Here is an 11,797-nt window from a genome sequence, read left to right as displayed (position 1 = left end):
AGGATAAAACAAAGGGACACCAGATTGGCGTCCCTTTGTTATTTCAAACGTATTTCAACGCGACCACAATAATAAGGTCTAGTGAGCGATGTCGAGCTGGTTATCTTTGACACCGTTAATACGGAACCAACCTGCAATACTGAATCGCTCAGCGTTTGTCGGCAACACTTCGTGTGGGAATTGCTCAGATAGGAATACGAACAGACGACCAGAACGCGGTGGAATAGTCGCAATTTTGTTGTCATTCAAATCGTACACCACCAACTCACCTGCATCTTCTTCGCTCCACGACTCATTCATGTAGAACACCGTGGTTAGGCGGCGGTTTTCATTGCCCTTAAAGCAGTCGAGGTGTTTTTGGTAGAAGTCACCTTTCTCGTATTTCGCGAAGTGCGCTTCGTACTCAAACAAGCCTAGAAAGAAATGACGGTTTGCTTCCAAACGGATCTCTTCCATCTTATCTAAGAAAGACGCCACTGGTGCACCCATGTCGCGTTTCAACCATTGGATCTTGTCACTGCGAATGGTTTCAATACGAGTCACGTCGTCGTTACGACCAATACGTGCTTTCTTCCAATCATCAGGAATACAGTCACGCAGCTCAGCCACTTCCTCTTGAGAAATAAAATCATCCCAGATGTAGTATCCGTGCGTCGATAACGCGTCGATCAGTTTGTTCATTCTATTTTGTTCACTCGTATAGGTTTGGGCGGTCTATATAAGAAATCCGTGCTACAACAACAAATTCCATTTTCTATCGACACGACAAATCCACACAATTCGCAGAATACAGACGTAAAAAAGCCGCTCTCAAGAGCGGCTCAGTTTGGTTCAGTTGCTACGTTTCAATTATCGAGTTTGAAGCGCAACAGAACGAGGCCGGATTGGACGAATTCGCTGAATCACTGGGCGTTGTTTTTTCTTTAGCTGGATATGACACATTTCCAACACTAGACCAAACGCCATCGCGAAATACACGTAACCTTTGTTGATGTGAATAGCAAAACCTTCTGCCATCAACAGACCACCTAGCAATACTAGAAACAGTAGAGCAAGTGTCTTAAAGCCCGGGTAACGCGTCACTAGATTGTTGATTTTCTCCGCCGTTAATACCATTACAATTGCTGACGAGATGATTGCCGCCACCATAATAGGTACCTCGCTCGTTAAACCAACTGCGGTGATCACCGAGTCCATTGAGAACACAGCGTCAACTGCAACGATCTGCAGTAAAACCACGGCAAGACCAGTACGAACATGAGTCGAGTGACCGTGTTCTGTATGCGTTAACCAACTCCACAACTCTTTCAAGCTTTTCGCCAATAGGAACGCACCACCTGCAATCATAATCAAATCACGACCAGTAAATGCGTAGTCGCTAAAGCTGATTAACGGCTGAGTAAGCTGCATGATCCAAGAGATCGAGAACACCAAAACAATGCGAGCCATAACGGCAAGACCGATACCTAGGTTTCGGGCAAGTTTACGCTGGTGTTGTGGTAATCGTTCACACAGAACGGAGATGAATACGACGTTATCAACGCCTAAGACAACTTCAAGAGCAAACAAGGTAGCGAAGATAGCCCACGCTTCTGGTTGCATGAAAAGTTCTAACATGAGTACGCCTCCGATGATTGGAAGCCATACAGTGAATTGTTCAGTCGACTAAAGGGGTCGTCCATTAAGTTTATTTAAACCTCTGTTACTTAGGAAAGTTGAGTAAATCACCTCTCCTATTTGTTCGCAATCCCCTATTTTGTCAGGCTTATGTCAACCATCTTTCGTCCTCTAAGGGTTATTACCACTACTCACCCCCATAAAGTGCCCAGTTGAGCCAAATCTTTATATAGAACACGAAAAGAAACACCTCTTTTTGCGTGCTTCAACAATCGTAAAAAAATGTTTCACAATAATCTTTGATATACTGAGAAAAATCACACTAGTTAGTCTTACGAATGGATTACATAACACTCTCACGCATTAGCCTTAAACACCTCACCGTATTGCACATGTTGCTCACAACACACAGTGTGACTCAAGCAGCAGAACAGCTTTGCGTGACCCCTTCTAGCGTGAGTAAAACGCTAAGCCAATTGCGCGACATTCTTAAAGATGACCTTTTTTACCGCGATGGCACTCGCTTAGTCCCAACGCCGTTTGCTTTAAACATCGGTCCTTCGGTACACGGCATTCTTTCCAGTATGAACGGTTTGCTTTATCAAGGTTCATTCAATCCTGCGTATTACGAGGGTCGCTTCTCTTTGGCGATGCGTGAAAGTACCTTTGAAATTTTCGCACCAATGCTACAAAACCTATCTCAACAAATGGGCAGTCGAGCACAATTGAACGTCTACGCGAAAGAGCAGATGAGTTTTGATTCTTTAATCCGTGGACAAGTGGACTTTATGATTCTGCCGCACGATATCAGCCAACCACCTACGCATAATAAAGACTTGGTTTGGCAGACGATTTTGGAAGATGAGATGATCTGTTTGATGGGCAGTAACAACCCATTGTCAAAAGAAGATCTCTCGGTAGAAAACTACTTGTGTGCTAGGCACATTGGCATTCACGATAAAGACTTATCTCAACCTTACTTTGAGCAGAACTTAACTCAGCGCTACGCCAAACGCAGTATCGCGATGCACGTGGCGGACTTTGGGTCCGCAGCTGTGATGTGTCACCACTCAGATTATCTGTTCACTTGTTCAAAGCTTTGGGCACAAATGGCACTACAAGCGAAAGGATTAGTAGAAAGACCATTGCCGTTCGAATATGGACAAGTGGCGTATAGCTTGGTGTGGAACAAAGCGAGCCTCAACGATCCCGCTTTAAGATGGCTACAACAACAAGTGCTTAAGGCTTGTGAAACCTTAGGAGGATGCAGCAAACCAAGAGTGAATAAACTCTAAAGTTATCCCCGCTACGTTACACATAGACCGATGGCATGGTCATTGGTCTGCTAACGAATTGGCTCAATTGAGCGTGGAAGCGCTCCATTTCATCCTGAGAGCATTTCTCCCAGCCAAGGGCTTCGCCGGTTACACCATGATGCTGAAACGCGTTCAAACGAATGTTGACTGATTCAGGTAACGCTTGCAGATAGTGCCCAACTGTTGCGACTTCCGTATCGAGATCGCTCTTACCTGGAATATGCAGTAAACGCACTTCATACAACTTGCTTGCTTCGGCTAAATACTGAATTGCTTGAAATACACGGTGATTATCCCGCCCAACTAACCAGTGATGCGTTTCACTTTGCCACGATTTTAGGTCGATCATCGCCCCATCCATATACGGTAGGACTTTTTCCCAACCTGCGGTAGATAAAGAGCCATTGCTATCAATGAAGCAAGTAAGATGTTGCAATTCAGGGTCCTGTTTAATCCCTCTAAACAGCGCAATAATGAAAGGAAGCTGTAAGGTAGATTCCCCACCGGATACCGTCACACCGCTAATAAAAAAGCGCTGTTTTCGTATCAAATCGAGCATTGCTTCCACAGAGTAGTCAGTAATTTTTGGATTAGATTGGTGCTGACATATCTCTATACAACGATCGCAGTGGGTGCACTCCTCTTTAAGCCAAACAACGTTGTTGCTTTTGTCGAACTTCAGTGCGCCAACAGGACACTCGCTCACACAATCCCCACAATGGTTGCAGTGATTGATTGTGTGCGGATTGTGGCAGTTGATGCACTGATAGTTGCAACCCTGTAGAAAGATGACTAGACGGTTTCCAGGTCCATCAACACAAGAGAACGGAAGGATACGAGTTACCTTAGCCAAGAGGTGTTCCGATCGTCTAGCCATCTTATTCTTATCCGTCACCGATTACTTAGCGTAAGTCGGTGACATTTCATGACTCACCACACGTGGTGAACGCTCCAAAATACCGGTGTTCTTCGCCGCTTCTGCGCCTAGGAATGTAGTATTAGTACGTGAACCTTCTGCACCGTATTTCGCGATATCAGACAGCTTCACCATGTAACCCGTCACGCGAACCAAGTCGTTCGATGCCACGTTTGCCGTAAACTCGCGGTAACCAGCATTCAATGCGCCTTTACATAGGTTGAACATCGCTTCTGGGTTCGATTTCACGGTTTCGTCGATAGTCAGAATGTCACTGATGCCAGAACGGTAGTATTGGTGATGACCTGCCGTCGCTTGCACGTAAGACACTGGATCTGGTTCGTTGCCGTAAGGAATGCGTACGCCCGGCGTCACATCCAAATCTAAGCTGATGCCACCTTGCGCGTGTAGTAGCGCTTTGCCTTCCAAACCAAATTTCACTGATGTGTTTTCTACCAATTCAGCCAACTTCGCAGAGATCTTATGACCTAGCTCATTTGCCGCTGTGTCTTGACCATAACGACTCGCATTGCCCTCTTTCTCTAGCAATACGTTTACCGCTTCTGCCATGCCATAAATGCCATACATTGGCGCAAAACGAGACTCTTCGATCAGACCTTCTTGCGTTAGAAAGCCTTTAAAGAATTCAGATTTCTCATGCAAATGTGAAGCTCGAGCATCCATCAACTCAACCATCAAACCGTGGTATTCTGGCAGAACGTTGTTGAAGAAATCTTCACGGTTATCTGCACGATTCGCCGCTTCTTTTAGATTCATACGCACTAACGTGTTTGAACCACCAGCCAATGGCAGAGAGTTGTAGCAACTCACGATACCAAAGCGACCACCTTCGTACGCGCTCACATGCATTGGGTAGTTTGCGATGTGCGGCTTGCTGCACTCACAAATGTTTTGTGTTGCTTGTTTTAACAGGTCGTCTGGTGTAACTGCTTTGTCGTACATGAACGTTAAGTTTGGCGCGATCTGTTTTAGCTCTGCGTCAACTTTCAAAATCGTACGACAAATGATGTTGTCCGTAGGACCAATATTCACGTGCATGAACGCGTCTGGCAATGTGCGATCAAGCATGACCCAGAAGTGTTTCAGTTTTTTGTATATTTGCTCGTCAGTTAGGTCACCCACGTAAGGCATTAGCACGTCATCAAGTTGACCAAGGTAAACGGGAATGTTGGTTACCGAAGGCACGTGATGATAAATGATGGTCAACATGTTGATCGCATCATCAAAATCTTCTGCTGGAGCTAACTCCAAGTATTCAGAACCTTGAGAAAGAAATTTTGCGTAATCAGGCAAAACATAGCGCGGCTTAAATGGCGCGTGACCTTCAAACATGTCACATATGACGCCTTGCTGCATCGCTTGCCTTACCTCGTCAGAGACGGTCATATATGGAATTGTGGCTTCGGCTTCCAAAGCAAGAAAGTTTGATTTCTGTTTTGGAGATAAGTTGCTATCGGTCGCGATAGCAAGGAAACGCTGCTGAAGATCAGAAAGGCTTTGAGTCATCTAAGATGTTCCTGGAGAAAATACAACGAATACGTCCTTTCAAATCGTTTGCTCACTTTTGAGCATTGGTTGAAAGGACGCGTTGAATTCTACGCCTTGAGAGTCTTTGCCACTAATGAAAAAAACCAAAAAGTTGATTTCCATTTTGGAAATAAGGTTTTGCTAATTTAGCCTAAGTTTTAATAACTTAGCGAAATAATTATCAATTCAGCTACGATGCGCAGTCGACAACATAACGCCCGCGCTAATGAATACACCGCCCGTTAAACGATTGAATAACTTCGCTCGTCCTTTCGCAAATAACCAATCCGATGTTTTCACGCCCAGCAAACCATAGAAGGTCAGCCAGCTCAGTTCAAACACCACAAAGGTACTAGCAAAGACAATATATTGAGTGAATAACGATGCAGATGGGTCAATAAATTGAGGAAACAGCGCGGTAAAGAACACAATGGCTTTCGGGTTACTCGAACCCACAATAAAACCACTGGTAAATGCGCTTAAATAATTCGAAGAAGATTGCTCCGGTTGCGCTTGTGAGAAATCCGTTTGCTTAGAGCGTAATGCTTGAATACCAAGCCAAATAAGATACGCAGCACCACACCATTTAATGATGTTAAACACCAGTTCTGAAGAGGCGATAACGACGCCAAGCCCAGTAAAAGATAAGGTAAGAATTATAGTAATTGCCGTCAGACTGCCAAGGGCGGTCGCAAAGGCATGGCGAAATCCATTACTGACGCCTTTACTCAAACAAAGCAGCGAGCTAGGACCAGGAGAGGCAGTCAGAACAAGTATCGCAAGGGTGTAGTAGATCCAAGTATCGAGTTGCATTGGCGCTCCTTTCCAATGTGTTGATGGGGGTACAGATCGTGTAGCCTACTTGCCTTTCTCGACGTTTCTATCCATGAAACGTAACGCGGAAAGACACCACATAGCTTTTATGAAAGCTGAACGACGATAACTGAACAGGCTCAAAACCAACCTAGCTTTTAGTAAAGCCTATGAGTAAGCAAGCTAAGTAGAAAAACTCAGTTTGCCTCGCTTCTAGTCCACTTTGAGCTGTTTAGTTATGCAATCAACATACTGGTAATATGCAACCGTGTAAAGCGATTCGTTACTCGACAGATATTGTGAATAACCCACCTTAATTGCGCTTAATCGTAGAAAGGTTTTGGATCCACTTCTAACGATGATGGCGCTACTGCTTTCTCAACCGAATGTGAGCTGTTTTTTAAATCTACCATAGCAACATCGATGTAACGCTTATACTTACGTGAGTAGAAACACTTCACGATGGGTTTAAGTGGCTGAGAATCGTTGGATGTCCACACAATGCCAACTCGACCATCACTCAATTGTACTATCGAGCCCACAGGGTACACACCTATGCAGTTGATGAACTTGTACACCAAGTCGGGATCAAGGTGGAATGGCGTCAAACTCAATAAGATTTTAAACGCTTCTGCCGAGCTCATGCCCTTTTTGTAGACGCGATCCGCCGTCAATGCATCATAGATATCAACGATACAGCTCATGCGCCCATGCATTGGGATTTGCTCACCTGATAAGCCCAGTGGGTAACCAGTACCATCAAGTTTCTCGTGGTGCATCAAGCACACATCACGACTCACGCTACTCAATCCTTTAACGCCAACAATGATCTCACCTGCGAACACTTGGTGGAGTTTCATGTGTTCAAATTCTTCCGGTGTTAAGCGAGCAGGTTTATGCAAGATCTCATCATCAACTTTGATTTTACCAACATCATGAATGATGCCGCCGATCGCAAGTTGTTTCAGCGTCTCTTTGTCTAGCCCTAAATGCTTACCGAAAGAAACCAACAAACAAGCGACATTCACTGAGTGCTCCAAAAGGTAACTGTCTTTTTGGCGCAGCGCTGATACACATTGGAGTGCATCAGAATCGATGAATACGCTGTCAATCATGTCATCGGCCCACGATTCAATCTCGTTGACCTCAATGATTTTTCCTTCAAAGGTTTGGTTCAGCAGCTTTTGTGCTAAACACTTCGCTTCCGCAATCAGTTTTTTGGCACGTTTGTGCTGCGCCTCGCGGGAACGGAACGCTCGCTGGATTTGAGGAGTGGTCGTGATTTCAGAAGCTGACAACGTAATGTCATGCTCTTCCTCAACAGGCTTAAAGACGCACTGCTGCGCTGAGAGTTTCTGATCGACCCAAACGTACTTTACGCCACTCGCATGCAGTTTTTTGATGCCCTGCTCCGTAGAGACACGACCAGCATTCGCGAGGTTGACACGTTTGTTCTGTTCAATCGCAGTAACGAACATACCGATACTGACGTCTGCGATCGCTATTTTTATTGAGTCTTCTGGTTTGTACTGCATACGCGCAACTTGTTAACACTTATTATTTAGCAAACGCATTATAAGAGATCTGACCATTCACTGTTATAAGAATTCACTATCATTTAGAATTAATGAGCTTTTGGTCAATATATGAGACAACATCGCCACAATAAACCACTTTTATTTTATGGACTTAGGTCAAGATTTCATCACAGATGCTGACAATTTCGATAATTTGGGTGCTGAATCAATAACTTCTCAATACAAATGGTATTTACTGTTGACTAAGTTTTATAAATACCGATTATTAGTCGCATTACTCTAATAATTATTCTACTTACACATAAACAGCGTAAGCTCATTAACATAACAGACTGTCAATCTGGACCGACTTCTTTCGTTTGCAGTGTAAAAGGACAAACTTCAAAAATATGTCATTTGCGTGTAGCTCGACTTATATACTTATCTCCAAGACGGCTTGGGTTATGGGGGAAGTATCTTGACCAACAAAGTTGATCAAACTATTTCAGAACACGATCGTGATTTTTTACAGATCGTTGAACAACGCTTCATTCATATCTTCGATGTGTTTAATGAAGGACTCTTCTACATGGATGAGTTCGGCAGCATGGTTTTTTACAACCAGCGTTTTTATGAGCAGTTCGGCATCAACGCTGGGCGTATCAACCTCGATAGATGGTTAGAGTTGGTGCACCCGTTAGATCGAGAACGCTTATCTAAACGTGTCGATGAACACATCACGACCGACAACACTCGCGTCACGACCACCTACCGCCTTCGTAAACCCAACGGACAATATGTTTGGATCGAAGGCGTTGCAATGACCAAAGAAACCGAACTGGGTCATTATATGGTTGGCAGCCATCGCGATATTTCTGAACGTAAGTTGATGGAGAGTTACATTCATCAAGTCGCTTTCCATGACAACGCATCCGGTATGGCCAACCGCGCTCACTTACTGCTTAACATCAGTGAATGCGTAAAATCCAACGGTGCTCATGCGTCGATTTTTTACATCCAGATCGAAGAGATCAAGTCGTACCTAAACCAATACGGTAGCGAACTTGTTGATGGTTTAGTAGAAAAGCTATTGCAAACGCTTAGTCACTTACCTTCACCAAACTGCACGGTTTATCGTGTTCACGATGACGACTTCGCGATTTTGGTACTTGACGACGTGCCGCTCGAACAGTTGCAAGAATACGCACAGACCATCAAGCAAAATTATCACGATGCCGTTGTCGAACAAGGGCAATATCTTGGCAGTAACATCAGTATCGGTTTATACCCTTCCATCGATCCGGAACACTCTGCTGAAGAAATTTTGCGTAAAGCCGCACGCACTTGCCAATACGCCAATGAGAAGAACAAAGATCGTATTGCCGTATACAGCCAGAAAACGCAGTATGCGGTTGATCGCTATTTCTTTATTGAGCAAGGCTTAAAAAACGCACTTGAAGAGCGAACACTGAGTGTAAAATTCCAACCAATCGTCAGTGCATCCGATCTGCAAGTCGTGAGTTTCGAGTCTTTGGTACGTTGGCGCAGTAAAGAGTTCGGTGAGATCTATCCAGACGAGTTCATTCCCGTCGCAGAAAACAAAGGCTTGATCGTTGAGCTTGGCTATCAAGTATTCGAGAAAGCGTGTCAGTTCATAAAGAGCTATCGTGAGCGCTATCAAAACCAAGTAAGGGTGAACGTAAACGTATCAGTATTACAGCTTCTCAATAGCGAATTTCCAAACAAAATTAAAGCAATGGCTGACGAAGTAGGAGTCGAGCCACAAGCAATTGTTTTGGAGCTTACTGAAACCTTTATATTGGACAATAACCAGGCAGCTATTGCTCCTTTGAACACCTTGAGTGAGTTGGGCTTCGCTCTCTCTTTGGATGACTTCGGTGCTGGTTACAGCTCATTAAACTGCTTCTTCGATCTGCCAATGACACAGATTAAGATTGATAAGTCGATGGCTTGGAAGACATTAACCAACCGCTCCTCTCATGAGTACCTGAAGTTCTTAATCACTATGTGTCGCGAACAAAATATAGAAGTGGTTATCGAAGGGATTGAAGACGCAAAAATGCGCGACTTCTTTACCAGTATGGGCGTGGACTACCTACAAGGCTATTGGTTCTCGAAACCGCTTTCAGTGGCGAGCGCAAGCCGATATACCTTAAGTCAATAAAGGCGCTCACTAAGAATCGGTCCTCATCATTGAACTTCCCTGAGCTGGAGACACTCCAGCCCAGGCTTTTCATTTTGTTTGCGATTTATCTCAAGCGATCAAACACAACATTTTGATCTAAGTGCTCATGATATTCGGTGTAGTCTAATCCCATATCAAAGATATATTTAGTCACCAAATTTCTGACACATTCGACCAATTGTTCCGCTTGCCATGGCTTTTCAAAGTAACGGTCAATGCCTGCCGAGTTAATCGCATTAATCGTATCCGTATGGGTTGCTTGTCCTGTCAGCAGAACTTTTCGCGTATGGATAAAACGGCTGTCTTTGGAAATTTCCGTTAGCAGCTCTACACCTGTTTTCCCTGGCATGACGTGATCTGAAATAATGAGAGCGATCATCTCACCTTCCGCATCCAGTTCGTCCATCAGCTCAAGAACTTCATCGGCAGACTCGCAATCTTCAATGTTGAGCCATTGGCTTAACGACTGTAAGTCTTGCAGAACCGCGCTTAACACCTCTCGCTGGTCATCAACGCAAATTAAATTAAGCTTGTCCATGTTCATCCTCTACCGGTAATTTAATTCTAAATATGGTTTTCTCACTGTCGCTTTTCACCGCAATTGAGCCGTTGTAGCCAGCCACAATACGTTTCACTATCGACAGCCCCAACCCTAAGCCAAACGACAACCCACCTTTTTTCGTGGTGAAGTTTGGTCGAAAAATCTTTCTGCGTGTCGCTTCATCAATCTCTGGACCATTATTCGCAATGGTCACAAGTATCTTGCTTTTACTCACACGAGTTTGGATCTCAATCGCAGGTGATTCTGTCTCTCTCATCGCATCACATGCGTTCTTTAGGATGTTGACCCAGATCTGCACCAATTCCGTTTGTGAACCAACAAACAAAGGCAAGTCAGCAGGACTAAAACGCACGCTTACGCGTCGTAAATCGCTTTGTAACAAAGCAAGCGCTTGGTTTATCGAGTCATTGACTCTAAGCCCTTCTTCTTTATCGATGTCCGTGCGACCAAGCTGTTTCACCGATTTCACGATGCCAACAGTGTGCTTGGAGGCAATGCGTAAGTCGTGTAAATCACGCCCCATTTGCCAGTAACGAATGGCTTCTTCTGGTCGCTTTAACCAATGTTCATTTAGGTAATCAGTCGGCACTGCACGGGCGAGTTCACGAGCCAATTCTTTGGGTAAACCGTAATATTTTTCGAAATGGCGTCCCCGCTTTCTTGCCTCACTGGAAGAAACTTTTTGCCCTTGCATCAAACCAAAATCAAAGAACTGACTTGCTTCCGGATGAACTTCTTCAAGTAATTCCATGATCACGGATTCCAAACGCTCCGACTTACTACTCACCACCCCAATGGCGTTATTAAGCTCATGCGCAATGCCTGCAGCAAGTTGACCTAACGTCGTCATTTGCTCTGCGGTGTGCAGCTTTTGCAGTGCTTTCTCTTTGGCTAAGGCTTCTTGCATCGCTCGACGTTGACGGCGCGACAGCTCATTGACCATGACAGGCATAAACTGCGCCGTTAATGGTCCATATTTGCCCGCTTCCACAGCCGGAGTATTGCGCTCTATCCACGCTAGCTCAACATCCGTTTGCGCTATCACCGTTGACGACGCGGTCCACGTTCCTGAAAAGAAACTGTGCACACCGATAAATGCCCCTTTCGATGCAGAAAACACTTCGGTTTGCTTTTTACCGTCTTCGGAAAAGTAGCCAGCAAGCTCGCCTGATAACACGTAATAGAGTCGCTCGTTGTAACCGTCTTGTTCAATCAATACCGAACCTGCCGCTACGGTAATGCGACGCTCGATATGATTGAAGTAACGCTCGACCAGCGTATCTAATTTACTTTCGTACATGG

General features: G+C 44.7%; 10 protein-coding genes. 2 read left to right on the top strand and 8 right to left on the bottom strand.

The window, feature by feature from the left end:
- Positions 1–78: 78 nt before the first annotated feature.
- Positions 79–681 carry a 2OG-Fe(II) oxygenase gene (locus AACR11_RS05805; RefSeq protein WP_009698095.1) on the bottom strand — a complete coding sequence of 201 codons (603 nt, stop codon included), beginning with the start codon at positions 679–681 and terminating at the stop codon, positions 79–81.
- A 168-nt stretch (positions 682–849) separates the two neighbouring features.
- Entirely contained in the window at positions 850–1,617 is a 768-nt protein-coding gene (locus AACR11_RS05800) for a TerC family protein (RefSeq protein WP_009702297.1), read from the bottom strand.
- A gap of 338 nt (positions 1,618–1,955) precedes the next feature.
- Between AACR11_RS05800 and AACR11_RS05795 the strand changes: the two genes are divergently transcribed.
- On the top strand, positions 1,956–2,912 hold the full coding sequence (locus AACR11_RS05795; protein WP_045488354.1) for a LysR family transcriptional regulator: 957 nt from the start codon (positions 1,956–1,958) through the stop codon (positions 2,910–2,912).
- Between the two features lie 16 nt (positions 2,913–2,928).
- On the opposite strand, the gene AACR11_RS05790 is transcribed toward AACR11_RS05795, so the two are convergent.
- The 4 genes from AACR11_RS05790 to AACR11_RS05775 all read right to left on the bottom strand — a co-directional run bounded on the left by AACR11_RS05790 (position 2,929) and on the right by AACR11_RS05775 (position 7,745).
- Positions 2,929–3,810, bottom strand: coding sequence for a YjjW family glycine radical enzyme activase (locus AACR11_RS05790; RefSeq protein ID WP_029789413.1), 882 nt, complete (start codon positions 3,808–3,810; stop codon positions 2,929–2,931).
- A 21-nt stretch (positions 3,811–3,831) separates the two neighbouring features.
- Positions 3,832–5,376: a YjjI family glycine radical enzyme gene (locus AACR11_RS05785; protein WP_029789414.1), complete on the bottom strand. Its 1,545-nt coding sequence runs from the start codon at positions 5,374–5,376 to the stop codon at positions 3,832–3,834.
- A gap of 207 nt (positions 5,377–5,583) precedes the next feature.
- Positions 5,584–6,210 (bottom strand): LysE family translocator, encoded by a 627-nt coding sequence (locus AACR11_RS05780; RefSeq protein ID WP_005444463.1) that lies wholly within the window; start codon positions 6,208–6,210, stop codon positions 5,584–5,586.
- A gap of 323 nt (positions 6,211–6,533) precedes the next feature.
- Positions 6,534–7,745: an HD-GYP domain-containing protein gene (locus AACR11_RS05775; protein WP_005444470.1), complete on the bottom strand. Its 1,212-nt coding sequence runs from the start codon at positions 7,743–7,745 to the stop codon at positions 6,534–6,536.
- A 460-nt stretch (positions 7,746–8,205) separates the two neighbouring features.
- On the opposite strand from AACR11_RS05775, the gene AACR11_RS05770 reads away from it, so the two are divergent.
- Entirely contained in the window at positions 8,206–9,912 is a 1,707-nt protein-coding gene (locus AACR11_RS05770; protein WP_005444471.1) for a putative bifunctional diguanylate cyclase/phosphodiesterase, read from the top strand.
- Positions 9,913–9,997: 85 nt separating this feature from the next.
- Here AACR11_RS05770 and AACR11_RS05765 read toward each other — a convergent pair whose 3' ends face one another.
- Both AACR11_RS05765 and AACR11_RS05760 read right to left on the bottom strand, forming a co-directional pair.
- Positions 9,998–10,471, bottom strand: coding sequence for a response regulator (locus AACR11_RS05765; protein WP_005444472.1), 474 nt, complete (start codon positions 10,469–10,471; stop codon positions 9,998–10,000).
- Positions 10,458–11,795, bottom strand: coding sequence for an ATP-binding protein (locus tag AACR11_RS05760; protein ID WP_009698101.1), 1,338 nt, complete (start codon positions 11,793–11,795; stop codon positions 10,458–10,460). The genes AACR11_RS05765 and AACR11_RS05760 overlap by 14 nt, the downstream gene beginning before the upstream one ends.
- Positions 11,796–11,797: the final 2 nt, after the last annotated feature.

This window comes from Vibrio sp. L85, assembly GCF_963871815.1.
In the GTDB taxonomy this organism is placed as follows: domain Bacteria; phylum Pseudomonadota; class Gammaproteobacteria; order Enterobacterales; family Vibrionaceae; genus Vibrio; species Vibrio harveyi.
The sequence above is the reverse complement of the archived record's forward strand: the minus strand, read 5'-3'. Positions and strand labels throughout refer to the sequence as shown.